Raw genomic sequence first — 24,748 nt, 5'->3', positions numbered from 1 at the left:
TTCAAGTTTGTTCAGATTGTGAGCCGCTCCAATTAGTGGCACTGTGCTGACATGACTCAGACCGTGGAGCTTCCGCTGTGGCTTTTTCTGTTGATCGTGGTGTTTGCCATGGTCACCTTTGCCTCGCATTTTCTGTTCCCCTCGGTGCGCTGGTTTTTTCGGCGTCGTTTGGAACGTGCCGTATCGCGTTTGAACAAACGCCTGCAAAGACCGATCCAGCCGTTTAAACTGGCGCGGCGGCACGACATGATCCAGCGGCTAATTTATGACCCTCAGGTTGGTCAGGCCGTTCAGCAGCATGCACATGAAGAAGGCCTCCCCGAAGCGGTGGCCTTTGAACAGGCGCGTCGCTACGCGCGCGAGATCGCGCCATCTTTTTCGACCTTTATCTATTTCAGCTTCGCCATTCGTCTTGCCCGCCTGCTCAGCAACACGTTCTATGATGTTCGGCTTAGTTACACGGACGAAGCAGCGATCAAGAGAATTGATCCAGAAGCGACAGTCGTCTTTGTCATGAACCATCGCAGCAATATGGATTATGTGCTGGTCACCTATCTGGCTGCGCAGCAATCCGCGCTGTCGTATGCGGTGGGTGAATGGGCGCGGGTCTGGCCCCTCAGCCGCTTGATCCGGGCCATGGGGGCTTATTTTATCCGTCGTAAGTCTGGCAGCGACCTGTATCGACAGGTTCTAGCCAGCTATGTCCGTCACGCGACCGAGGCCGGGGTGACACAAGCCATGTTCCCGGAAGGGGGGCTTAGCCTGACCGGCGCTTTGGGGCGGCCAAAGCTGGGCCTGTTGAAATACATCATTGATGGAACTTCGCCCGAAGGTCGGGATGTGGTGTTTGTGCCCGTCGCCCTGAACTACGACCGGGTTCTAGAGGATACGATCCTGACCCGTGCCGCATTGGGGTCTGAACGGCGATTTCACGCTCGGATCGGGGTGATCACGCGCTGGATTTTGAAACAGATCTGGCGCCGCTTGATAGGCCGTTACAAGCGGTTTGGCATGTCATCTGTAAGATATGGCAGGCCGATTTCGCTGAAACAGTTCAGTGAGGAAGGCCGGAGTGATTTGATGACAGATCTGGCCCGCGAACTCATGAAGCGCATTGGCGCTGCGATCCCCGTGGTCTCCGCACCGGCTGCCTGTGCGCTGCTACGTGACAATGGTCCGTTGTCCGAGCAAGAATTGAAAGCGCGCATTGCAGGGTTGATGAAGGCGGATGACGATCGACTGTCCGAAAATGGCGAGGCGGTGGATGATGCACTAGATCAACTGGTCGAGCGTCGAATCCTGAGCCGTGATGAAGGTATCTTCAGCCTGTCAGATCAACGCGTCGATCTTCAAAACTACTACGCGGCATCCGTTCCGGCGCGTGTGATTTCTGGGAATACTGCAGATGCGAAGGAATTTTCTGCATCTGCTGGGTCATAAAATTTCAAATTTCATGCAAAAGCGGTTGCAATATTACTTGAGCGCCAATATTCACATTTTGAGACGCGCGCGATTCTGCGGCGCGGCAAAGGTATTGAGAGAAGGAGGCCAGCATGGCTTTGGACACCGAAAGCGGTATCGCGTCGTACGAGGCACCCGAAAAGGATCTCTATGAGATGGGGGAAATCCCTCCGATGGGGTTTGTGCCCAAGCAGATGTACGCCTGGGCGATCCGCAAAGAGCGTCACGGAGAACCAAATACCGCGATGCAGCAGGAAGTGGTTGATGTGCCCGAGTTGGACAGCAACGAGGTTCTGGTCCTCGTGATGGCGGCGGGCGTCAACTATAACGGCGTCTGGGCCGCACTGGGTCAGCCGATCAGCCCGTTTGACGGCCACAAAGCGCCCTATCATATCGCTGGTTCGGATGCGTCGGGTATCGTTTGGGCCGTGGGTGACAAGGTCAAGCGCTGGAAAGTCGGAGATGAGGTGGTAATCCACTGCAATCAGGACGATGGCGACGACGAGGAATGCAACGGCGGTGATCCGATGTATTCGCCCAGCCAGCGCATCTGGGGCTATGAAACGCCTGACGGCTCGTTCAGCCAGTTCACTCGCGTGCAGGCGCAACAGCTGATGCCGCGCCCCAAGCATCTGACTTGGGAAGAAGCTGCATGCTATACGCTGACGCTGGCCACCGCCTATCGGATGCTGTTCGGGCACGAGCCGCACGATCTGAAACCCGGTCAGAACGTCCTGGTTTGGGGCGCATCGGGTGGTCTGGGCTCGTATGCGATCCAGTTGATCAATACCGCAGGTGCGAATGCAATCGGCGTGATCTCGGACGAAAGCAAACGTGACTTTGTCATGGGCCTGGGTGCCAAGGGCGTTCTGAACCGCAAGGATTTTAATTGCTGGGGCCAGCTGCCCACGGTCAACACGCCCGAATACGCCGAGTGGTTCAAAGAGGCCCGCAAGTTCGGCAAGGCGATCTGGGACATCACCGGCAAAGGCAACAATGTTGATATGGTGTTCGAACATCCTGGCGAAAGCACCTTCCCCGTCTCGACGTTCGTGGTGAAAAAGGGCGGTATGGTCGTGATTTGTGCCGGAACCACCGGGTTCAACTGTACTTTCGACGTGCGCTATATGTGGATGCACCAGAAGCGCTTGCAGGGCTCACATTTTGCGCATCTGAAGCAAGCCGCAGCGGCAAACAAGCTGATGGTCGAGCGTCGCCTGGATCCGTGCATGTCCGAAGTGTTCACCTGGAACGACTTGCCCGAGGCGCATATGAAAATGCTGCGAAACGAGCATAAGCCCGGTAACATGTCGGTCCTTGTTCAGGCGCCACGTACTGGCATGCGCACGTTGGAAGAGGTTCTGGACGCGCGCGGATAAGACATCCACAAGTCGTCTTTCAGCGCCCGCGAATCACCGTTTCGGTTCGCGGGTGTTTTGCTTTTTGGACCAGATTTAATGCTATCAATGGGTTCCAGAACTAACCCTCGCTGCTTTTGGGGAGTAGAAACCAGTGAATAGGCTGAAAAACATCACACATGTTATGGTTGTGTTAACTGTTCGTTAACTGTTTCAGAGAGACCCTGATGGCGCAGAATGAGTGGATTTTGGACGTATTGTCGGACCTCAACGCGTTCGCAGTTGCGAATGGGTTGACCGCGTTGGCTGAACAGTTGGATGACACCCGGCTGATCGCCGCCGCCGAGATCGCGTCCATCAAGGATAAGGCACAGGCGCCGGCGGATGGCAACAAAACTCGATTTGAGTCAAATCCTGCAGGATTTGGAAAACACCAGCACGCTTGACGAGCTCAGCGTCGTTGCCTTTCGACTACGCGATCATCTGAAGATCGAACATCTGACATACCACTGGGTTGACGGGGCCGGAGATCAATACGGCTGTACAACCTATTCTGATGCCTGGGACGCACGGTACCGTGAAAAAAACTATCACCGTATCGACCCTGTCATTCTGGGCTGTTTCCAACGATTTCATCCGGTTGATTGGAAGTCTCTCGACTGGACTGGGAAAGTATCAAAGGCGTTCTTGCAGGACGCACTGGATCATGGGGTTGGCAATCAGGGATATTCGATCCCGATCCGGGGGCCTAATGGGCAGTTCGCTCTGTTTACTGTCAATCACAGTTGTGACGATAAAACCTGGCAAAACTTCATTGCAGATTATGGGCGCGAATTGATTCTGGTGGCCCATTTCATCAACCGCAAGGCACTGGAGTTTGAAACGGATCGACAACCCGAATCGACACGCAGCTTGTCCCCGCGTGAGATCGACGCGATGACATTGCTGGCTTTGGGCTATAGCCGTGCGCAGGTGGCGCATTCCTTATCGATTTCTGAACATACCCTGCGGGTTTACATTGAAAGCGCCCGCGCAAAGCTGGGCGCGCAAAACACAACCCATGCGATCGCCACGGCACTTAGCCGAGGATTAATAGTGGTTTAAGCCCCGTGCGACCTGAAAACAGATAATTAACCACGACTCTGTACCCCTTTCGTTCCTGCACAGGACGACAAGGGGAAAAAGTCATGTTGCGTTATCTGTATGCCGACGAGTTGCATAAATTTCCAACTCTGGCCGAGGGGATGTTTCTGGATCGCGCGGATCAGTTCAAAACCCGATTGGGTTGGGATGTTCACGTGAATGCAAAAGGGGAAGAGCGGGATCAATACGATGATCTCAACCCGCTCTATGTCATTTGGGAAGAACCCGATGGCAGTCACGGTGGTTCAATGCGGGTTTTGCCGACCACCGGACCGGTGATGATCAACGAAGTATTCGGTCATCTGAACGAAGGGGAGCCGATTTGCAGCCCGCTGATCTGGGAGGTGACGCGGTTTTGTCTGTCTCGGACAGCCAGCCCGCATACCGCCGGGGCCATCATGCTCAGTGGTGGCGAGATGATGGAAGGGTTCGGCTTGACCCATATCGCCGGTGTATTTGATGCCCGCATGATCCGGATTTACCGGATGATTGGTTCATCACCGATTGTCCTGGGCACCGAAGGCGCCGGGCGCGATCAGATCTCTGTGGGCTTGTGGCCTTACTCTGCGGATGATTGCAATCGTGTCGCGGCGCGGGCGGGTATACCGCGCGAGCTGTCAAGACTGTGGTTCAAAACGGCGTTTGGTCCCGGAAAACACCATCGGTTTGCCTTGTCCGCGTGACGAACACGAAAACACCATTCCATATCTGGTGATGGCTGGCGCGGCCTTGTAGGGTCGCGCCATGTCTTTGCCGCACGTGACCTTTTCTGAAGACCAGGCCGCCGCCTATGACAGCATCGCCGAGATGCTGCGCCAAGCCGGTGTCGACCTGGAAGATGACGCTTTGCTGAAGCTGCCGGGGGCAGGCAAGTCTGGCGTAATGGCCGTGATTGGTAAGGCCGGTTCGGGTAAGACCCTACTGCTGGCGGAACTTTATAAGGCATTGGCAGAAAGCGGTGTTCAGATCGTCTCGGGCGACTATGAAAGTCGCAAATCCCGAGACAAGCGGACGCTTGCGATTCTGGCCCCGACCAACAAGGCCGCCAGTGTGCTGCGCTTGCGCGGTGTGCCCGCCACCACCATTCACCGCATCCTCTATACACCCGTTTATGATCCGGAATACGAGCGCATCGCGGAATGGCTGGCCGGAAATGGCGAACGCCCCGAGATTGAAGGCCTGACCGACGAAGCGCTGGATCGCGCAGCCGCCTTTTATGAAAACAACAAGTCTATCCCCGGCGCACTGGCTGCAGCTGGGTTGCGTGGGTCGGATTTCATCACCGGCTGGAAACGTCGGGATGAGCCGCTGGATATCGGTTTTGTTGACGAAGCCTCGATGCTGGATGACCGCCAGTTCGAAGACCTGAAAGAGATTTTTCCGACCTTGCTGATGTTTGGTGACCCGGCGCAGCTGGCCCCTGTCAATCAATCCGGCAGCATGGTGTTTGAAACCCTGCCCGAGCCGCGCAAGCTGGAATTGCTCCGGGTCCACCGGCAGGATGCCGACAATCCGATCCTCGATCTGGCCCACGCGCTGGCGGACCCGGCCATGGGGTTTGAAGATTTCGAGCGGATGGTCGAAGACACCGCGCGCCGCGATGACCGTGTGGTGTGGGGGCAAAGGGTCGAGGTCGACCTGATGGCGCGCAGCCCGGTTCTGGTCTGGCGCAATGCAACACGTATTCGGCTGATCCAGGCCTTCCGCCGGGTCCATGGTGCGCCGGATACCGAATTGCTGGAAGGTGAGCCTCTGATTTGTGACGGTATTGAGCTACCGCTGAAACATCGCAAAAAGCGGCTGGATCTTGAGGCGCGCGGCCTGATCAAAGGCGCTCAGGTCATCTATCTGGGACCGGGGCGCAAACCGGGGTTTTCGCGCCTGCATGTAATGGGGGCAGAAGACCCGCAGGTCAGTGCCGCCTCGATTGTGCAGATTGAACAACCGGATGAAGAAGAACCCTTTATCCCCTATGCGGCTCGCATGGGTGCAACGTTTCTGCATGGTGCCGCAGTGACAATCCACAAGGCGCAGGGATCACAATGGGATACGGTGCAAGTCTTTGCGCCAGATATCTATGCAGCGGCCCGTATGGGCCGGACAGAGGCCGGGCAACCCCTTTGGAAACGGTTGGCCTATGTGGCGATCACACGGGCGCAGGAGCGGTTGATCTGGGTTGTCCGAAACCGGTTATCGAAACCCACACATCCATTGCGTGTTGATGACCTGAAGGCTATCCCGGCAGCCTCACTGACGCTGGAGGCGGAAGAGACGTGAAAACAATCATAGTCACCGGAGCGAGTTCGGGCATTGGCCAGGCCACGGCAGAGCTGTTTCTGGCCGAAGGTTGGACAGTAGGATTGCTGGCTCGCAGTGCTGACAAGTTGGCAGCAATTGCCGAAGGTCAGGCGCATGCGGTACCGCTGGTTGCGGATGTCACGGACTCCAAGGCCGTCGATCACGCTTTTCAGGCGTTTGAGGGCCAAACCGGTCGGCTGGATGTTCTGTTCAATAATGCGGGCATCTTTGCCCCCGGCGGCACGATCGATGAAATCGCGCTGGAGGATTGGTATCACAGCGTCAATGTGAACCTGAACGGCATGTTCCTGTGTGCCAGGGCGGCGTTTCGAACCATGCGCAACCAATCCCCGCAAGGTGGTCGCATCATCAACAACGGCTCCATAGCGGCTCACGTGCCGCGTCCGAACTCGGTACATTATTCCGCGACCAAACACGCGATCACAGGGCTAACGCGCAGCCTGTCTCTGGATGGGCGCCGTTTCGGCATTGCATGCGGTCAGATTGATATCGGCAATGCCCGCACGCAGATGGTTCAGGGTCTGGTCGATGCGGCCATTGCCAGCGGCGAAACGCCCGACCCGACCATGGATGTTCAGGATGCCGCGCGTTCGGTCCTGCATATGGCCAACCTTCCGCCGGAGGCGAATGTCCAGTTCATGACAGTGATGGCCACCACCATGCCTTATATCGGCAGGGGTTAGGCTTTTTACTTTTCGCGCAGCAATCTGAACGCGGTTGAGGCACCCCAACCCGCTACGATTGCGATGACCAGCGACATCAGGCCATACCACACCGGTTGCTCGCGCGACATGGTATAAAGAAACCGCTCCAGACCCACTTTTCGCACGTCAATCGTTGTCTCATAGCGCGACACGACCTCGCCGCCTCTTGTCAGAAAGATACGCGCCACATAGTCACCTTCGGTCAGGTCTGCAGGCATCGCAACCGAGGTGCGAAACAGTGTTTGTTCATCCACTGCCACCGTATTCTCACGGATGGAATACAGGTCTTCGCTTTCCCGAATGCGCACGACAGCTTCGGCAAAGTCCTGAGCGCCTTGAATATTCATCGCGGCGCCAACAGACCGAATGGCCCGCTCGATTGAGATACGATAGCGCAGGTCTTCGGTGTCGGTGATGATATCGTCAAACGGTGCGCTGGTGGCGACCGCATAAAAGCTGGGCGCAAGGTCGACCAGCACGCTGTCGGTGTTGACCCAAATCCCAAGCCGGCGCGCCTTGCGGCGCACGGTGATCGGCTCTGATGGGCCTGCCAAGGCGACGATAACCTCAACCGGGGGACCTTCGGGGATCGGGGCCTCGCGTTTGATGGCGCCGAAGATCAGAATCTCGGACCCGTCGAAATTCGCGGTGATCGCGACGCGATCCTGACTGAGCCCAAGAACCACCTGTTCCTCTGCAGCGGCGGCAGGCAAGCACATCAGACATAGGGCGGCAAAGAACGCGCGGACCATCATCAATGCCCTCCGCTTGCGCCGAGGGAGTATAGCTCGCTTGGTTCCAGAAGCAGATCAAGCGCCAGCTTGCCACAGACCACAAGGACCAAAGCCGCCAGAAGAACGCGCAGTTGTTCGGCAGGCATACGGGCTCCGATCACGGTACCGATCTGCGCGCCGATCACGCCGCCCACCAGCAACAGAACGGCCAGTACAATGTCGACCGTATAGTTGGTCGTGGCATGAAGCATGGTTGTGAAGGCGGTGACGAAAATGATCTGGAACAATGATGTTCCGACCACAACTTTCGTCGGCATGCCCAGCAGATAAATCATGGCGGGAACCATGATAAATCCTCCGCCCACGCCCATGATGGCGGACAAGATGCCAACACACAGCCCGACGACAACCGGCGGGATGACCGAGATATATAAGCCAGAGGTGCGAAAGCGCATCTTCAGAGGCAGCGAGTGCACCCAGCCACGTTGGCGTCGTTTGGCAGGCCCACCTGTGCCTTTCTTCACCCGCCGCAGGGCGCGCAGGCTTTCGACGAACATCAGACTGCCGATGACGCCCAGAAAGACGACGTAGCAGAGGGTGACCAACAGATCGACCTGGCCCAGGCTTTTGAGATAGTTGAAGATCACTACACCCACTGCGGCCCCGATAAGGCCACCCACCAGAAGCACCGTGCCCATCTTCAAATCTACGGTTTTTCGTCGAAGATGCGCCAGAACACCCGAAAACGAAGACGCGACGATCTGGTTGGCTTCGGTTGCAACAGCGACCGCCGGGGGAATGCCGATAAAGAACAGCAGTGGGGTCATCAGGAACCCCCCCCCAACGCCAAACATACCGGACAGGATGCCGACCATCCCCCCCAGCCCTAGTAGAAGAAAGGCATTTACAGAGACTTCGGCAATGGGAAGGTATATTTGCATGGTTTCTTCTAGGCGCGCCGGGAACGATTGCGCAACGATACAATGCTGTCGCGGCGGGAACGGGTTGGTAACTGGATTCGACCCGAGTTCTGAACAGTCACAAGCCCAACGTCAACAGCGTGCCAAGGCCGCCGAGCTGTGAATTCTATCCGAGACCAGAGGTTCATACCCTCTTAGAGCGGTTGCGGCATGCAAAATCAACTCCGCATGCCGCTTTGCAGCGAACAGGACCCAAATTTGTTCTAAACTGGACCTATCAGCGTTCCTTCACATAGGGTTCGCCGCCTGCACGTGGTGGAACGGCCTTGCCCACAAACCCGGCCAGGATCACCACGGTCAGGATATAGGGCAGGGCGTCCATCACCTGTACCGGGATCACGACCCCGCCCAGATCGATGTTCTGGAACCGCAGGGCGATGGCTTGTAGCAGACCGAACAACAGGCACGCCCACATCGCATGCCACGGGCGCCATTTTGCAAAGATCAGAGCTGCCAAAGCGATGAACCCGCGACCGGCTGTCATTTCTTTGACAAAACCCGCCTGCAAGGCCGTAGCAAGATACGCCCCAGCAATCCCGCAAAGGATGCCGCAGATCGCAACGGCCGCAAACCGCAAGCCAACGACCGAAACGCCAGCTGTATCGACCGCCGCCGGGTTTTCACCCACGGCTCGCAGGCGCAGGCCAAACCGGGTGCGATATAAGATCCACCATGTGAGAGGCACCATCAGGAAGGCGACGTAGACTAGTATTGAGTGCCCGGACAGAAGTTCCGAGTAGATCGGTCCGATGACCGGAACGTTGCTTAGCGCCTCGGCAAAGGGGAACTCGATCGGCTCAAATCGGCCACCGCCAAACAGGGACGGGGTGCGACCGCCTTGCTGGAACCAGCTTTGCGCGATCAGAACGGTAAGCCCCGAGGCCAAAAAGTTGATCGCCACGCCCGATATCAGTTGATTGCCACGGAAGGTAATCGACGCCACGCCGTGCAAGGCCGACAAGATAAGCGACGCACCGATACCCGCCAAAAGGCCCAGCCAGACTGATCCAGTCACTGCTGCAACGGCTGCCGAGAAGAAGGCTGACATCAGCATCTTGCCCTCAAGCCCGATGTCGAAGATGCCAGCTCGTTCCGAATAAAGCCCGGCCAGACAGGCAAGCAGCAGAGGTGTCGCAAGGCGAATGGTCGAATCGAGGACCTGAATGAGGGTGATAAAGAACTCCATCACTCCGCCCCCTTCCGCAGACCCAGGAACAGCTTTTCAAGCGGCATGCGCACCATATTGTCGAGCGCCCCTGTGAACAGAATGACCAGCGCCTGAATGACGACAATCAGTTCGCGCGGGATCGAGGTCCAAAGGGCCAGCTCGGCCCCACCCTGATACAGGAAGCCAAACAGTAGCGCGGCAAGGAACACGCCAAACGGATGCGAGCGTCCCATCAGCGCGACGGCGATACCGATGAACCCGGCCCCTTCGGTCGAGTTCAGGACCAGACGCTCCGCCTCGCCCATCACGTTGTTGATGGCCATCAGGCCGGCCAGCCCGCCCGAGATCAGCATGGCAATGATGGTGATCCGGACCGGCGAAATCCCGGCATAGACCGCTCCGGTCTCGGTTTTGCCATAGGATCTAATCTCATACCCAAGGCGCGTGCGCCAGATCAGGGCCCACACCACGACACAAGCCAAGATCGCAACGAAGAATGAGATATTTGCCGGGGCGCCCCGGAACATCACGTTCTCGGCGGTCGAGAACATGGATTGGAACGTCGGCAGATGTACCGCCTCGGGGAACCGCGCTGTGGCTGGGTCCTGCGAGCCCTGCGGACGCATCACATTGACCAGCATGTAGTTCAGAAAGGCAGCAGCGATAAAGTTGAACATGATCGTGGTGATCACGATATGGCTGCCGCGCTTGGCCTGAAGATAGGCAGGGATTGCGGCCCATGCCGCACCGAACAGGGCTGCCCCAAGAGCTGCGGCAACCAGCGCAATACTCCAATGCGGCCAGGGAATATACAGACATACCATGGCTACGCCAAGACCACCCAGCATCGCCTGTCCTTCGCCGCCGATGTTGAACAGCCGCGCATGAAACGCCACCGCCACGGCTAGCCCGGTGAACATGAAGTTGGTCGCGTAGTAGAGTGTGTAGCCCCAGCCGTAGGTCGACCCCAGCGCGCCGGTGACCATCAGGTTCACCGCTTCTATCGGGTTCTCTCCAATGGCCAGAATGACCAGCGCCGATAGGATCGTGGCCAACAGCAAGCTGATCACCGGGATCAGAACCACATCGGCCCATTTAGGCATCTTTTCCATGCTTTAAGCGGCCTCTTCCGCAACACCGGCCATCAGCAGGCCCAGTTCTTTTTCATCCGTCTCGGCAGGCAGGCGTTCACCCATTATATGTCCGTCGAACATCACCGCGATCCGGTCGGATAGCGAGAAGATCTCTTCCAGCTCGACTGAGACCAGAAGGATCGCTTTGCCTTGATCGCGCAGGGCGACGATTTGTTTGTGAATGAATTCGATGGCGCCGATATCCACGCCGCGTGTCGGTTGACCAACCAGCAGCAGATCAGGGTTCCGCTCGATTTCGCGTGCAACGACGATTTTCTGTTGATTGCCACCCGAGAAGCTTTTGGCGGCCAGCCACGGGTCGGGCGGGCGCACGTCAAACTTAGCGATCTTGGCTTCGGTATCGGCGCGCAAGGCGGCGTTGTCCATGAACAGGCCACGCTGGTAGACGGGATCGCGGTGGTAACCAAAGGCCACATTCTCCCACGCGTGGAAGTCCATAACCAACCCTTCACGCTGGCGGTCTTCGGGCACATGGGCGATGTGCTGAGCACGTCGCGCCTGACCGTCCGATCCGGCACCGCTGAGCGCCAGGGAGGTACCGTTCAGCTTGATCGAGCCTTGACCGGGGCGCATGCCGCCCAGAACCTCCAACAGTTCTGACTGACCATTGCCCGCAACGCCCGCGATGCCGACGATCTCACCCGCGCGAACGGTCAGGTCGATGCCTTTGACCCGCTCAACACCTGCGCTGTCAAACACCTGCAGGTTCTCGATTTCCAGTATGGGCTTGCCCGGCTGGGCGGGTACTTTGTCGACTTGCAGCAGTACCTTGCGGCCCACCATCAGCTCGGCGAGCTCTTCGGGGCTGGTTTCGGCCGTTTTCACAGTAGCTGTCATTTCACCGCGCCGCATGACCGAAACGGTATCGGTGTTTTCCATGATTTCACGCAGCTTGTGCGTGATCACGATAATCGTTTTCCCTTCGGTCCGCAGCCGATCTAGGATGCGGAACAGTTGATCCGCCTCAGACGGCGTCAGAACGCCGGTCGGTTCGTCTAGAATCAGGATCTCGGCCTTGCGATAAAGCGCTTTCAGAATCTCGACCCGCTGCTGCATCCCAACGCCGATCTCGTCAATGCGTTTGTCGGGGTCGACGAACAGCTCGTATTCTTCTTCGAGCGCTTTCAGTTCTTTGCGGGCCTTGGCCAGCGACGGGGCCAACAGCCCGCCGTCTTCGGCACCCAGAACGATATTTTCCAGAACGGTGAAGTTTTCGACCAGCTTGAAATGCTGAAACACCATGCCGATGCCCGAGGCGATAGCCGCCTGGCTATCCGGTATCTCGGTCTTGGTGCCGTTGATCCAAATCTCACCTTTATCGGCTTTGTAGAAGCCGTAGAGAATGCTCATCAGCGTGGACTTGCCCGCACCGTTTTCACCGATGATCCCGTGGATCGTGCCGGGGGCGACGCTGATGGAAATGTCTTTATTGGCTTGAACCGGCCCAAAGGCTTTGGAAATCCCTTTGAGCTCAATGGCGGGGACGGTCATGTCTTGTCCTTGGGTTGCCGAAAGGGCCGCGTTTGCACATAGCGGCAGAGTGGAAACGGGACGGAAGGCCAAGCCTCCGTCCCGCGAAAGATCAGAACTGCAGTGCTGGGCAGCTGTCGTTCTCGTAGTAGCTGACAACGGTCACATTGCCGTCGATGATGTCCTGACGCGCTTTGTCGACCGCGCCTTTCATGTCATCTGAGACCAGCGAGGCATTGTTGTCATCCATTGCGACGCCCACGCCTTCTTCGGCCAGACCCATTGCGAATACGCCGGTTTCAAGGCCTTCGCCCGCGCTCATCGCGTCATAGACGGCCACGTCCACGCGTTTCAGCATCGAGGTCAGAACTTTGCCCGGGTGCAGGTGGTTCTGGTTGCTGTCCACGCCGATCGACAGGATGCCTTCGTCGGCTGCGGTTTGCAGAACGCCGACACCGGTGCCGCCTGCGGCTGCATAGATTACGTCAGCACCCTGGCTGATCTGCGCCTTGGTCAGCTCGGACCCTTTAACCGGGTCGTTCCAGGCTGCCGGGGTGGTGCCGGTCATGTTGGCAACAACTTCGATATCCGGGTTCACCGCTTTGGCGCCTTGCGCATAGCCGCAGCCAAAGTGGCGGATCAGAGGAATATCCATACCGCCGATAAAGCCAACGGTGCCGGATTCCGATGCCATCGCGGCCATCATGCCAACTAGATAAGACCCTTCATGCTCGGCAAATCCGATCTGACGGATGTTTGGGGCATCCAGCCAAGTGACGTCAACGGCGACGAACTTGGTGTCCGGATAGTCGCCGGCAACGGCGGACAGCGGATCGGCCATGGCAAAGCCCATGGTGATGATCGGGTTCGCGCCCGCTTCGGCAAAGCGGCGTAGTGCTTGTTCGCGCTGAGCTTCGGATTGCAGTTCGATCTCGCGGTATGTACCGCCGGTTTCCTCGGCCCAGCGAGTGGCGCCGTTGTGGGCCGCCTCGTTGAACGATTTGTCGAACTTACCGCCCAGGTCAAAGATCAGCGCCGGCTCGGCCAGAGCAGCGCCAGCTGTCAGTGCGACCGCCGCAGCGGCACCCATCAAAGATTTCATCAGGGTCATTTTTTACTCCCGTTGGTTTTTGTCGGTCCGGAACCAAGATAGCCCCGTTTACCCACTCAGAGCGAGCATAACCGTTGTGATGACGGGAATTAAGGGTGTTTGCAACCGGCAGGGTCAAGTGATTTTTGACCAGTTGGTCCAAAATTTGTGTCTTAGTTAAGGTGCAGCAGGCGTTCCATGATGATTGCGTCGCAGTTTTTGCCGGATTTTCGGGCATAGTAGCCCTTTCGCTGCCCACAAGGCCGGTATCCGCACCGTTCATACAGCGCAATTGCGGGCAGGTTGTCGGCGGCCACGTCCAAAAAGGCGCGTTTTGCCCCAAGCGTTTTGGCCTTAGCATGCAAGTCCGCCATGCAATGCAGGCCCAAACCCCGCCGTTGATACGTGGGGTGAGTCGCAATGGTCAACAGTTCCGCTTCATCCGCGATGACCTGAAACAGGGCGAAAGAATCACTTGATCCAACGCAGTGCGTAAACGGGTTTGCCAGCAGGTCGGCAAACTCTGCCGCTGTCCACGGGCGGGATTGTGTGAATGCAGCCGCATGCGTTTGGGCCATCTCGTGTGGGGTCATTCGTCCAGTAGCACCGGAGGTTGGTCGCTGGATGGCGCGGCATCAGCGGCCCGGACATACAGCGGGGCAGGTGGGTCTGAGACGTCTTTCCAGTGACGCACAGCAACCTTGGCAATTGCCTCTGCCTGCGCTGCCGGATCGGAGCAAAAGAACAGCTGTCCAAGCGTGCATGCCTCGACTTTGGGCATCAGTTGCGCTGGGCCGTCGCCTTGCTGCAGATAGACCTGTTCGCGCGGTGCCTGAATGGCCGGGATCTGACCGTTCGGTGCGATTTCGGCCAAGGCATCAAAGCCTGAAACTCCGACGGCCGGAACACCTAGCCCCAATGCTAGCCCCCGCGCTGCCGAGACCGAGATTCGAATGCCGGTGAAGTTCCCCGGTCCGACACCGACCCCAATTGCGTCAAGATCGGCCCAGATACAGCCAGCTTGCTCCAAAACCTCTTCCAGAAACGGCATCAGCCGTTCGGCCTGTCCGCGCGACATGGCCTCGGCGGTTGACACAATGATTTGCCCATCCCGCAGCAAAGCGGCCGCGCAATGCGCGGCCGATGTGTCAAATGCCAATATTGTTGGGTCAGACGGCAACCGGGCGAACCTCGGTCACTTCAGGGATATAGTGGCGCAGCAGGTTTTCGATGCCCATTTTCAGGGTCAGGGTCGAAGACGGGCAGCCCGCACAGGCACCCTGCATATGCAGATAAACCACGCCCCGGTCAAAACCGTGGAACGTGATGTCACCTCCATCCTGCGCAACCGCAGGCCGGACGCGGCTGTCCAGCAGGTCCTTGATCTGATCCACGATTTCCGAGTCTTCACCGGTATGTTCTGCATGGCCCGAGGCCGCCGTTGCGTCAGCACCCATGACCGGTTGGCCGGACTGAAAATGCTCCATCACCGCGCCAAGGATGGCGGGTTTGATGTGATCCCATTCTACAGAGTCAGATTTGGTGACCGTGACGAAGTCATTGCCGAAAAACACGCCAGTCACACCGCTGACACCAAAGATACGCTTGGCCAAGGGAGATTTCTCACCCGCTTCGGCAGTTGGGAAATCCGCTGTTCCCGCTTCCAGGACCGTCTGGCCGGGCAAAAATTTCAACGTAGCCGGGTTTGGGGTGGATTCGGTCTGAATGAACATGGGGCAGCTCCATCTGAGATGCCTCTGATATGCGCGTGGCGCTCGTGGAAGTCAAGATTTGGAACGGTTCTAAATTCGAGTCGCGTAGTCCAACGCCTCGTTCAATCTGTCGTTACCCCAGAACAGTTCGTCGTCGACGCAAAAACTCGGGGCTCCAAAGATACCCTTTTCCTTGGCGCGTTCAGTCTGCTGGAACAAGGCGGATTTGATGTCCGGTTCACCAGTTCGCTGCAGCAAATCTGGTGACAACCCGGCCTTGTCCAAGCAGGCCAAAAGCGTCGCTTCGTTCGAGATTTCTTGCCCATCTCCAAATTCAGCATTGTAGACCGCGCGTACAAACCGGGCCTTATCAGCGGGGTTCTCGATTGCCAAAACCAGTCGCGCCGCGCGCAGGCCATTTTGGGGAAAAGGGTCCGGTTTCTGAAATGGCAGGCCCCGTACGGAGCATAACCTTTCCATATCACGCCACATATATACGCCCTTGGCGGGGTAGAGGTTGAACGGCGATGTCGTCCATCCCTGTTCCGCAAAGATTGGCCCCAGCAGAAAGGGCTGCCAGTCGACCGCAAGGCCCCGTTCAGCGGCGGCCTGTTCGATGCGCATCGCGCTGAGATAGGAGTAGGTCGAGGCGAATTCGAACCAGAATTCGACTCTGTTCACCATCTCAGGTGATTTCCTCAAGTTTTTCCTTGCTCAGATCACCGGGTACGATGGTGATCGGAATTGGCAGGCTGCCCGAGCTTTTGGTCAACTGGGTGATCAGCGGACCGGGGCCTTTTTTGTCAGTTCCAGCACCCAGAACCAGCACCCCAATCTCGGGGTCCGACTGAACATGTTCGATGATCTGAGGCACGGGATCGCCCTCGCGGATCGCAAGTTCGGGGTCAACGCCCTGTTTGTCGCGCATCCATTTGGCGAACACCTCGTAATGTGCATGGATACGCTCGCGCGCTTCCTCACGCATCACCTCGGCCACGCCGATCCAATGGTTGAATTCATCCGGCGGGATCACCGACAGGATCGTGACACCGCCACCGGTGTGCGAGGCGCGCATGGCTGCAAAGCGCATCGCGTTCAGGCATTCGCGGCTATCATCCAATACGACCAGAAACTTGCGCATGGGGGTCCTCATTCATTTCGGGGATCATGCCCGACCAGATGCGTGGTGGCAACTCGGGCAAATCCCAGGTGATGGTCTAGCCTTCGCTCGCAGCCCAATCCCAGTAAAGCGCGCGGGCGCGCCGGGCAATAGGGCCAATCTGATATTGCGTATCGTCCAGAGCGGTCACGGGCGTCACTTTGTTCATATTCCCGGACATGAACACCTCATCAGCCGCGTGAAAATCATCAAAGCTCAGGATAGTTTCGTGAATGGTGACACCATCAGTGCGCAAGTTTGCAATATGACGCGCGCGCGTGATCCCGGCCAGGAACGTACCGTTCGGGATCGGGGTGAACACCTCACCATCCTTGACCATGAAGATATTGGCGGTTGCGGTTTCGGCGACATTGCCCATCGCATCCGCGACCAGAGCGTTCGAGAACCCCTTGGCCTTCGCCTCGGTCAACATACGGGCGTTGTTGGGGTAAAGACACCCGGCCTTGGCGTTCACAACGGCGGATTCGAGAACGGGTCGTCGGAATTGCGTCGTAGTCAGCGTGGCCGAGGCCGTTTCGGGCGCCATCGGGATTTCTTCCAGGCAGATCGCAAATCCCGTGCTGTTTTCCTGCGGTACGATTGCAGTGTGATCGCCGTCGATCCCCCAATACATCGGACGAATATAAACAGCGCTGTCAGGGGCATAGCTTTGCAGCCCTTCACGCACCAATTCTACCATGCGCTCAGGAGTTACAGTCGGGGTCAGCATCAGCGCTTTGGCGGATCTGTTCACGCGGGCGCAATGGGCCAGCAAATCTGGTGCCATACCGTTGAAATACCGTGCCCCGTCAAAGACAGACGACCCCAACCATGCACCATGATCTGCCGCGCGCATGATAGGCGCGTCCCCATCATGCCACTGCCCTTCGAAATAGGTGCGGATGTTTTTGCCCGTTGCCATGACGCCCTCCCAATCTTTGGGCAAACCTAGGAGGGCGTCAGGCGAAGGTCCAGTGCAATCAGCGCGTCGACGCGCCAACCATTCCCACGATCTCGTAGGTCTGTCTCAGGATCGGCACGGTGATCTCTCGCGCGCGTTCGGCACCACGGGCCAGGATGCGGTCGATCTCGGACTGATCATTCATCAATCGAGCCATCTCGGACGAGATGGGCGAGAGCTTTTCGACCGCAAGATCGGCCAGCATCGGTTTGAAGTCTCCGAATTGCTTGCCGCCCACATCTGACAGCACCTGTTCCACGCTTTGATCCGAAAGGGCCGCGTAGATATTGACCAGATTACGCGCCTCGGGCCGGTCGTCCAGACCGTCAGCTTCGGATGGCAGAGCGTCCGGGTCCGTTTTGGCTTTGCGGATTTTCTTCGCAATGGTGTCAGCATCGTCCGTCATGTTGATGCGGCTCATATCTGATGGGTCGGATTTGGACATCTTCTTGGACCCGTCCCGCAAGCTCATGACACGTGTGGCGGCCCCTTCGATCACCGGCTCGGTGATTGGAAAGAAATCCACGCCAAAATCATTGTTGAACTTGATTGCGATGTCGCGCGTCAGCTCCAGATGCTGTTTCTGATCATCCCCCACCGGTACGTGCGTCGCGTGGTAAATCAGAATGTCGGCCGCCATCAGCGACGGATACGCGAACAAACCCAGCGAGGCGTTCTGCGTGTTCTTGCCCGCCTTGTCCTTCCACTGTGTCATCCGCTGCATCCAGCCCATCCGGGCGACACAGTTGAAGACCCAGCCAAGTTGGGCATGTTCCGGCACCTGACTTTGGTTAAACAGGATCGATTTTTCGGGGTTCAGGCCAGACGCGATGTACCCGGCGCACAACTCTCGGGTCGCGTGGCGCAGCTCGGCCGGGTCCTGCCAGACGGTGATCGCATGCAGATCGACCATGCAGTAAATAGTCTCAAACTCGTCACTCTGCATCCGCACCCAGTTCCGAAGCGCACCGAGATAGTTGCCAAGATGCAGATTGCCCGAAGGCTGCGCGCCGGAAAACACGCGCGGCGTGAATTGGGTCTGGGTCATCGAAGGGAACTCCCGTCTGGAAAAATCAGCCCTCGTCGCTTACCCATGAGGGTAAGGGACGTCAACAGCCGCGAAAGGCCCGGCAGATGAGCAGTGAGCATTATACACCCGCCGTGAACCCTCTGCCGCCCGTCGTCGTGGCGTTGGTTCTGTTCATCATGGGGATCGAGCTGGCTTTTATTCTGGGTGAACGCGGGTTGATCGGCGGGCCTGGGGCCATAGGTTGGCGCACGCAGGCGATTGACAGCTATTCGTTTTTTGTCAGCCAGTTTGACCGGATGTTGCAGACAGGGCAGTGGCGCACCGACTATCTTATGCGTCTGGTCACCTATCCGTTTGTCTCATTCAACTTCACGCAATCCGTCTTTGTCTGCGTCTTCGTTATGGCCATGGGCAAGATGGTTGCCGAAGTATTCGGCAGCGTCGCGATGTTGCTGATCTTTGTGCTGTCTGGTGTCGGCGCAGCTGTGGTTTATGCGTTGATCCTGGCACCTGGCGCGTATCTAGTTGGCGGGTTTCCACCAGTCTACGGCTTGATCGGAGCGTTCACATGGCTTTTGTGGCGTAAGCTTTCTTTGGTGGGCGAGAACCAGGCAAGGGCGTTTCAGTTGATCGCGGTGCTGATGGGAATTCAGTTTCTGTTTCGGTTGATCTTTGGTGGGGCGCCAGACTGGATCGCCGATCTGGCCGGGTTCGCGACCGGGTTTGGATTGTCGTTCTTTCTGGCACCAGGTGGTTGGGCCCGGATCAGAGGCCGCATTCGGCGGGATTGATCAGGATCGTCGCAAGGCGCGTTTGAACTCGGCCAGCTTGAAAGCCCCCAACAGGTGTCCAAGCACAAAATACGCTACGGCTGCCGTGCCGATCAATCCTAGAAGGGCAAGATAACGCCAGCCTGCCAACGCGAAGGCCCAGCCAAACATCTGGATGGCAGCAAACAACACGATACCCATTCCAACCGAGGCCGCAACAATCCGCCAGGCCCGCTGTTTGAACCGATCATCGAACCGCGCCTCGTCACCCATGCGGCGGGCGCCAATGGCTAGTAAGGCGACCATGGCCCATCCAGCCGCAGAGGCGGCAATCGCTGGCGCAATCCATCCGACCAGCGGATAGAGCCCGAAGGCCAAAGCGGCATTGATGACCATGGCGACGGCAGCATAGCGGAAGGGCGACCGCGTATCCTCGCGCGCAAAGAACAAAGGCTGCAGCAGTTTCTGCAGCATGAAGGACGGAAGCCCGACGCCATAGACGGCAACGGCCAGCGCTGTGGCGGCAGTATCCTCGGCGCTGAATTGGCCCCGCTCGAACAGGACCGAGACCAGAGGGATCGGGATGATCAGAAAAGCGATGGTTGAGGGCAGCGTGAGCAGCAGCATGAACTCCCCCGCGCGGGAAAAGGCGTTGCGTGCGCCGTCTTTGTCATCCGCGCGCAGGCGGCGGGACAGGTCGGGCAGCAGCACGATACCGATGGCAATTCCAACAACACCTAAGGGAAGTTGATACAGCCGATCCGCCGCAAAAAGCCAACTGACGGCTTTCTCGGTTTTCGAAGCAACGAGTTGTCCAACCACCAGATTGACTTGCGTGACACCCATGGCCAAAGCCGCCGGGATGGCGATGCGGACCATGTTGCGCATCTCGGGGCTGAGCCGGGGCACGCCGGGCCGAATGTGGATGCCGGCCCGTTCCGTTGCCACCCAAACCAGCGCCAATTGCGCGATGCCGGCGATCGGGATCACGGCGATCAGCCAGCGAATGACCTCACCCCCGGACAGCGCGCCGAAGATCAGGGCTGTGCAAGCGAAGATGTTCAGCAAAACAGGGGCGGCAGCGGCGGCTGCAAAGCGTCCGGTTGCATTCAGCACACCCGAGAACAATGCCGCCAGAGACATAAAAAGGATGTAAGGAAAGACGATATAGCCATAGTCGACGGCCAGATCGAACCGTTCGTCGCCATAGAACCCCTCGGCCGTTAGCCAGACAAGACCGGGCATGAACACCATCGCCAGACCAACCAGTGCCAGCACGGCGGCACCGAGCAGATTAAAGGCATCCTGCGCGAACCCTTCGGCGTTTTCATCGCCTTCCAACCGTTTCGAAAACATCGGCACAAAAGCTGCATTGAACGCGCCTTCGGCGAAGAACCGGCGGAACATATTGGGCAGGCGGAACGCGGCGACAAACGCGTCCATCACCGGTCCGGGACCTATGTAGGCGGTCAGCAGAATCTCTCGTAGAAACCCGAGGATACGGCTGGCCAGGGTCCAGAACCCCACCGTGAACAGGCCCGAAAACAACCGGATTTGCTTCATGAGACCGCGCGCTCGGCGCCTTCGGTGATGGCTTTACGCAGCTTTGCCTCAAGCCCGCGTTGCTTGCTTTCCGAGTGGTACTTCAGGCCAAACATATCTTTCACATAGAAAGTATCCACAACCTGTTCGCCATAGGTCGCGATCACAGCATTGGCAATATAGACGTTCGAGGATGCAAGCGTACGGGTCAGATCATACAAAAGCCCTGTCCGATCACGAGTGTCCACCTCGATGATCGTATAGATCTCGGACCCTTCGTTGTCGAAGGTGATGTGGGTCGGCACGTTGAAGGCGCGTTCGCGTTTCTTGATCTTGTCGCGGGATTTCAGTGCTTCGCCGGCGACCACTTCACCTTTGAGCGTCTTCTGGATCATCTGCGTCAGACGCGGCAGGCGCGAGGCTTCGAATGGGTGACCCTCGGCATCCTGTATCCAGAACGCATCGGTGACATAGCCGTCCTTGGTGGTGTAGCTGCGCGCGTCCACGACATTGGCACCGACCAATGCCAGCGCACCTGCGATCCGTGCGAAAATGCCGGGGTGATCGCCCATCGCAAAACAGGCGCGTGTGGCATCGCGGTCCTCGTCTGGGTGCAGGCGGATTTCCATTGCCCCTGGATCCCCACTGATCTCCAGCGCGCGCAACATCTCGGCAAATTCGACGTGAGCCGACAGAGGCAGACCCTGCCAGTAAGGCGCGTAGTGACGACCGGTTTCTGTCTTGATGTCTGTCTTGGTCCAGTCGGCCAGTTCGGCCCGCAACGCCTTTTTCGCCTCGGCTCCGCGATTGGCGCGGTTCAGGACCTCCAGTCCGGTGTCCAATGCACGTTTGGTTTCCGCATGCAGCGCACGCAGCAGAGTGGCTTTCCAGTTGTTCCAGGTGGTTGGACCGACGCCGCGAATGTCACACACCGTCAGCACAGTCAGCAGGTCCAGCCGCTTGACGGTCTGCACCGCCTTGGCAAAGTCGCGCACCGTGCGCGGGTCCGAGACGTCTCGTTTTTGTGCCATGTCTGACATCAGCAGGTGATACCGCACCAGCCATTCGACTGTTTCGCATTCAGCCTTGTTCAACCCAAGCCGAGGGGCGACCTTCCTTGCGATTTGCGCCCCAAGGATCGAATGATCTTCGGGGCGCCCCTTGGCAATATCATGCAGCAACAGCGCCACATACAAAACCTTGCGATTGACGCCGCCTTCCAGAATCGATGAGGCCAATGGCAAAGCCTCAACCAATTCGCCACGTTCAATCTGGGCAAGGTTCGTAATGCATTGGATGGTATGCTCATCCACCGTGTAGCTGTGATACATATTGAATTGCATCATCGCGACGATGGGCTCGAACTCGGGCAGGAAGGCCGAAAGTACACCAAGCTCGTTCATGCGCCTTAGGGCGCGTTCGGGGTTGCCGTGTTTGAGCATCAGGTCCAGGAAGATGCGCTGCGCTTCTTTATCGTTGCGCATGTCTTCGTCGATCAAGTGTAGATTCGCGGTGACAAGGCGCATGGCGTCGGGATGGATCAACATACCAGTCCGCAGCCCTTCTTCAAACAGGCGCAGTAAGTTGACCTTGTCAGACAGAAACGCATCTGGGTCGGCAATGTCCAGCCGCCCATGCACAACCTTGTAGCCGTCCTTGACCCGAGGGCGTCGGCGGAAAATCCGTTCCAGCAGCGGGGCACCTTTCACATGCGCCGCTTCCAGCTTGGTCAGGAAGATTCGCGTCAGTTCGCCCACGCGGGTCGCTTCGCGGAAATAGCGCTGCATGAACACTTCAACCGCGCGTCGCCCGGCACGGTCTTTGTATCCCATGCGCTCGGCTACCTCGACTTGCAGGTCAAAGGTCAGCTGTTCCGTTGCGCGGCCAGTCACAAGATGCAGATGAGATCGAACGGCCCACAGGAAATCTTCGGCCTCGACAAATGTTTGGAATTCCTCGGGTGTGAACAACCCCAAAGGCACCAGTTCGGCCACGTCCTGAACACCGCAGATGTATTTGGCGATCCAATACAGCGATTGCAGGTCACGCAATCCGCCTTTGCCCTCTTTCACATTGGGCTCGACCATATAGCGCTGGCCCTGCTTCAGGTGCCGGGCGTCGCGTTCTTGCAGCTTGGCTTCGATAAACTCGCGCTCGGTTCCTTTGAACAGCTCGGATTTAAGCCGCTTGTCCAACTCATCCGCCAGCGCCTTGTCACCCGCCAGATAGCGTTGCTCCAGCATAGCTGTGCGGATGGTAAAGTCCTCAGCCCCGAGGCGCAGGCAGTCTTTGATCGTACGAGAGGAGTTCCCGACCTTCAGCCGCAGGTCCCACAGGATATAGAGCATTGATTCGATCACGCTCTCAGCCCAAGCGGTGATCTTGTAAGGTGTCAGGAACAGCAGATCCACGTCGGATGCGGGGGCCATTTCGGCCCGCCCATAGCCACCAACCGCCAGAACGGCGATCCGCTCGCCTTGCGTGGGCGTGGCAAGCGGGTGCAGCCGTTCGCTGGACACGCGCATTGCTGTGCCCACCAACTGATCGGTTAGGTAGGTATACGAACGCGTCAAGGGGCGCGCCTCAAATGGGCGCGTTGCAAAGGCATCTGCAATCGCTTTGCTCCCGGATTTTTGTGCCTCCCGCAGGATTCGCACCGTTTCTGCCCGCATGGCGGTATTGTCCGCGCAGGTCTCAAAAGCAGCAGCCAAGTGTTCCGTGACATTGGCGCTGTCGAAAATGTCGTTGGCGGGGCAGATCAGTTCAGCATCAGGCGCTGTGATCAGGCCGGGCCGGTCAGAAACCGGCGCCAGCGAAGCTTTGTGGGGCAGGGTCAATCACAACCACCTGTTTGTTCTGGATCGTGGCGACGGCCAGACCGCGTTCATTGGTGCCATTCGGACGCAGGCGGAAAATGCCACCCACGCCCTGGAATCCGGCGCTCTGGGTCAGGGCTGCTCCGGTCAGCGCATTGGATTTGCCTTGTGCAACCAGCGCGCCAATCGCGGCGATCCCGTCATAGGCCAGGCCGCTGATCGGGTGCGGTGCTTCGCCATAGGTCGCGTTATAGCGCTGACGATAGGATTGCGCCTTGGCTGGGTCGGGCAGGGCAAACCAGCCCCCCTGAACCCCCGGCAGTTCAAGAGTTTGTGGTGGGATATCCCAACGCGTCAGGCCGATGAACTGCGTTGTAGCAGAGGACACGCCCGCTTCGGGCAAAAGCTGTGTCAGCAAAGGCAACGCCCCAGCTGTTGTCGCTGTCAGGAACACCGAGTCCGCTCCGGAAGAATCGACGGTCGCCTTGATGGTCGGCACCGCGGTAATCACCCCTTGTTGCGAGCGGTCATAGGAAACGGTGCCCGCATTGTTGACCGGGCTGCTGCCTAAGGCAGAGGCAATTGCAGATTGCCCCAACTGGCCGGCTGCGTCGTTGCTGTAGACGATCACGGTTCCGGTTTTGCCTTTAGCGGCCGAATAGTTCACCAGCCGGTTCGCTGTGTTCTGGAAGGTGGGACCAAGAACAAAGACATTGCCTCCGGCGATGCTGGTATTGTTCGAGAAAGACAGGACATTGACGTTTTTGTTCAACACGGCCAAGCCAGCGGCATTTGCGGCCTGCGCGTAAACCGGGCCAATAATGATCTTTGCTCCGTCTGCCACAGCCTGTTGCGCGACTGTCGAGGCGGTGCCCGCATTTCCGGCCGTGTCATAGACCCGAAGGTCGACTTTCACATTCGGCAGATCAGACATGGCAAGCCGAGCGGCATTTTCGAGGCTTTGTGCCAATGCGGCGTCTCCGGCCTGACCTGAACCGCGCGGTACCAAAAGGGCGACGGGAACGGGATCGGATGTATCGATTGATGGACCTCCGCCAAGGCCGCCGGGGTCACAGGCTGCCAGTAATGCTGCGGTGGCCAGAGCCGCTGCGGCTTTCGCCAGCTTGCTTACGGGCTTGCAAACAGTAAACATCTAAAAGAAAACTCCCTGATCCGG

General features: G+C 58.0%; 24 protein-coding genes. 8 read left to right on the top strand and 16 right to left on the bottom strand.

The genetic code is table 11. The features are described 5' to 3' along the window. Positions 1-51 precede the first annotated feature (51 nt). From ABLN87_RS16200 to ABLN87_RS16170, 7 genes are all read left to right on the top strand, one after another. Positions 52-1,440 (top strand): 1-acyl-sn-glycerol-3-phosphate acyltransferase, encoded by a 1,389-nt coding sequence (locus ABLN87_RS16200; protein WP_353011950.1) that lies wholly within the window; start codon positions 52-54, stop codon positions 1,438-1,440. A gap of 113 nt (positions 1,441-1,553) precedes the next feature. Continuing rightward, positions 1,554-2,840: a crotonyl-CoA carboxylase/reductase gene (gene ccrA, locus ABLN87_RS16195; RefSeq protein ID WP_353011947.1), complete on the top strand. Its 1,287-nt coding sequence runs from the start codon at positions 1,554-1,556 to the stop codon at positions 2,838-2,840. Between the two features lie 206 nt (positions 2,841-3,046). Then, complete coding sequence (locus ABLN87_RS16190) at positions 3,047-3,265, top strand: hypothetical protein (protein WP_170535599.1); 219 nt, start codon at positions 3,047-3,049, stop codon at positions 3,263-3,265. Further along, positions 3,204-3,923, top strand: coding sequence for a helix-turn-helix transcriptional regulator (locus tag ABLN87_RS16185; protein ID WP_353011944.1), 720 nt, complete (start codon positions 3,204-3,206; stop codon positions 3,921-3,923). Before ABLN87_RS16190 ends, ABLN87_RS16185 begins: the two co-directional genes overlap by 62 nt. An 83-nt stretch (positions 3,924-4,006) precedes the next feature. Further along, positions 4,007-4,645: an acyl-homoserine-lactone synthase gene (locus ABLN87_RS16180; protein WP_353011941.1), complete on the top strand. Its 639-nt coding sequence runs from the start codon at positions 4,007-4,009 to the stop codon at positions 4,643-4,645. Positions 4,646-4,706: 61 nt separating this feature from the next. Beyond that, a complete protein-coding gene (locus ABLN87_RS16175; RefSeq protein ID WP_353011938.1) occupies positions 4,707-6,239 on the top strand; it encodes an ATP-dependent DNA helicase in 1,533 nt (510 codons plus the stop codon). Beyond that, positions 6,236-6,964: an SDR family oxidoreductase gene (locus tag ABLN87_RS16170; protein WP_353011935.1), complete on the top strand. Its 729-nt coding sequence runs from the start codon at positions 6,236-6,238 to the stop codon at positions 6,962-6,964. Before ABLN87_RS16175 ends, ABLN87_RS16170 begins: the two co-directional genes overlap by 4 nt. A 5-nt stretch (positions 6,965-6,969) precedes the next feature. Here ABLN87_RS16170 and ABLN87_RS16165 read toward each other — a convergent pair whose 3' ends face one another. From ABLN87_RS16165 to trpS, 13 genes are all read right to left on the bottom strand, one after another. Then, complete coding sequence (locus ABLN87_RS16165) at positions 6,970-7,737, bottom strand: TIGR02186 family protein (RefSeq protein ID WP_353012104.1); 768 nt, start codon at positions 7,735-7,737, stop codon at positions 6,970-6,972. 2 nt (positions 7,738-7,739) lie between these two features. Then, positions 7,740-8,660, bottom strand: a complete 921-nt coding sequence (locus ABLN87_RS16160) for a sulfite exporter TauE/SafE family protein (protein WP_170535866.1) — start codon at positions 8,658-8,660, stop codon at positions 7,740-7,742. 256 nt (positions 8,661-8,916) lie between these two features. Beyond that, complete coding sequence (locus tag ABLN87_RS16155) at positions 8,917-9,885, bottom strand: ABC transporter permease (protein ID WP_170535868.1); 969 nt, start codon at positions 9,883-9,885, stop codon at positions 8,917-8,919. Further along, complete coding sequence (locus ABLN87_RS16150; RefSeq protein WP_353011931.1) at positions 9,885-10,979, bottom strand: ABC transporter permease; 1,095 nt, start codon at positions 10,977-10,979, stop codon at positions 9,885-9,887. The genes ABLN87_RS16155 and ABLN87_RS16150 overlap by 1 nt, the downstream gene beginning before the upstream one ends. A gap of 3 nt (positions 10,980-10,982) precedes the next feature. After that, complete coding sequence (locus tag ABLN87_RS16145; protein ID WP_353011928.1) at positions 10,983-12,512, bottom strand: ABC transporter ATP-binding protein; 1,530 nt, start codon at positions 12,510-12,512, stop codon at positions 10,983-10,985. Positions 12,513-12,603: 91 nt separating this feature from the next. After that, entirely contained in the window at positions 12,604-13,602 is a 999-nt protein-coding gene (locus ABLN87_RS16140; RefSeq protein WP_353011925.1) for a BMP family lipoprotein, read from the bottom strand. A gap of 152 nt (positions 13,603-13,754) precedes the next feature. Continuing rightward, positions 13,755-14,174, bottom strand: coding sequence for a GNAT family N-acetyltransferase (locus tag ABLN87_RS16135; protein ID WP_353011922.1), 420 nt, complete (start codon positions 14,172-14,174; stop codon positions 13,755-13,757). Continuing rightward, positions 14,171-14,761 carry a tRNA (adenosine(37)-N6)-threonylcarbamoyltransferase complex dimerization subunit type 1 TsaB gene (tsaB, locus tag ABLN87_RS16130; RefSeq protein WP_353011920.1) on the bottom strand — a complete coding sequence of 197 codons (591 nt, stop codon included), beginning with the start codon at positions 14,759-14,761 and terminating at the stop codon, positions 14,171-14,173. Before tsaB ends, ABLN87_RS16135 begins: the two co-directional genes overlap by 4 nt. Further along, positions 14,751-15,314, bottom strand: coding sequence for a NifU family protein (locus ABLN87_RS16125; protein ID WP_170535878.1), 564 nt, complete (start codon positions 15,312-15,314; stop codon positions 14,751-14,753). The genes tsaB and ABLN87_RS16125 overlap by 11 nt, the downstream gene beginning before the upstream one ends. A gap of 69 nt (positions 15,315-15,383) precedes the next feature. Next, entirely contained in the window at positions 15,384-15,977 is a 594-nt protein-coding gene (locus ABLN87_RS16120) for a 2-hydroxychromene-2-carboxylate isomerase (protein WP_353011916.1), read from the bottom strand. 1 nt (position 15,978) lies between these two features. After that, positions 15,979-16,434 carry a universal stress protein gene (locus tag ABLN87_RS16115; protein ID WP_170535882.1) on the bottom strand — a complete coding sequence of 152 codons (456 nt, stop codon included), beginning with the start codon at positions 16,432-16,434 and terminating at the stop codon, positions 15,979-15,981. 76 nt (positions 16,435-16,510) lie between these two features. After that, positions 16,511-17,374, bottom strand: coding sequence for a branched-chain amino acid aminotransferase (locus tag ABLN87_RS16110; RefSeq protein ID WP_353011912.1), 864 nt, complete (start codon positions 17,372-17,374; stop codon positions 16,511-16,513). Positions 17,375-17,432: 58 nt separating this feature from the next. Beyond that, complete coding sequence (gene trpS / locus ABLN87_RS16105) at positions 17,433-18,461, bottom strand: tryptophan--tRNA ligase (RefSeq protein ID WP_353011910.1); 1,029 nt, start codon at positions 18,459-18,461, stop codon at positions 17,433-17,435. Between the two features lie 86 nt (positions 18,462-18,547). On the opposite strand from trpS, the gene ABLN87_RS16100 reads away from it, so the two are divergent. Next, positions 18,548-19,234, top strand: a complete 687-nt coding sequence (locus tag ABLN87_RS16100; RefSeq protein ID WP_353011907.1) for a rhomboid family intramembrane serine protease — start codon at positions 18,548-18,550, stop codon at positions 19,232-19,234. Here the strand turns inward: ABLN87_RS16100 and murJ are convergent, their stop codons facing one another. Genes murJ through ABLN87_RS16085 form a run of 3 tightly spaced genes read right to left on the bottom strand, consistent with a single transcriptional unit; the run spans position 19,235 to position 24,724 of the window. After that, a complete protein-coding gene (murJ, locus tag ABLN87_RS16095) occupies positions 19,235-20,776 on the bottom strand; it encodes a murein biosynthesis integral membrane protein MurJ (protein ID WP_353011904.1) in 1,542 nt (513 codons plus the stop codon). After that, the gene (locus ABLN87_RS16090) at positions 20,773-23,592 is read right to left on the bottom strand and encodes a [protein-PII] uridylyltransferase (RefSeq protein WP_353011902.1); all 2,820 of its coding nucleotides are present in this window, start codon (positions 23,590-23,592) and stop codon (positions 20,773-20,775) included. The genes murJ and ABLN87_RS16090 overlap by 4 nt, the downstream gene beginning before the upstream one ends. Further along, positions 23,552-24,724, bottom strand: coding sequence for a penicillin-binding protein activator (locus ABLN87_RS16085; protein WP_353011899.1), 1,173 nt, complete (start codon positions 24,722-24,724; stop codon positions 23,552-23,554). The genes ABLN87_RS16090 and ABLN87_RS16085 overlap by 41 nt, the downstream gene beginning before the upstream one ends. Positions 24,725-24,748: the final 24 nt, after the last annotated feature.

Origin of the sequence: Ruegeria sp. SCP10 (genome assembly GCF_040329495.1) — a bacterium.
Lineage (GTDB): Bacteria > Pseudomonadota > Alphaproteobacteria > Rhodobacterales > Rhodobacteraceae > Ruegeria.
Note: the sequence above shows the minus strand (reverse complement) of the source record. Positions and strands in the feature narration are given on the sequence as shown.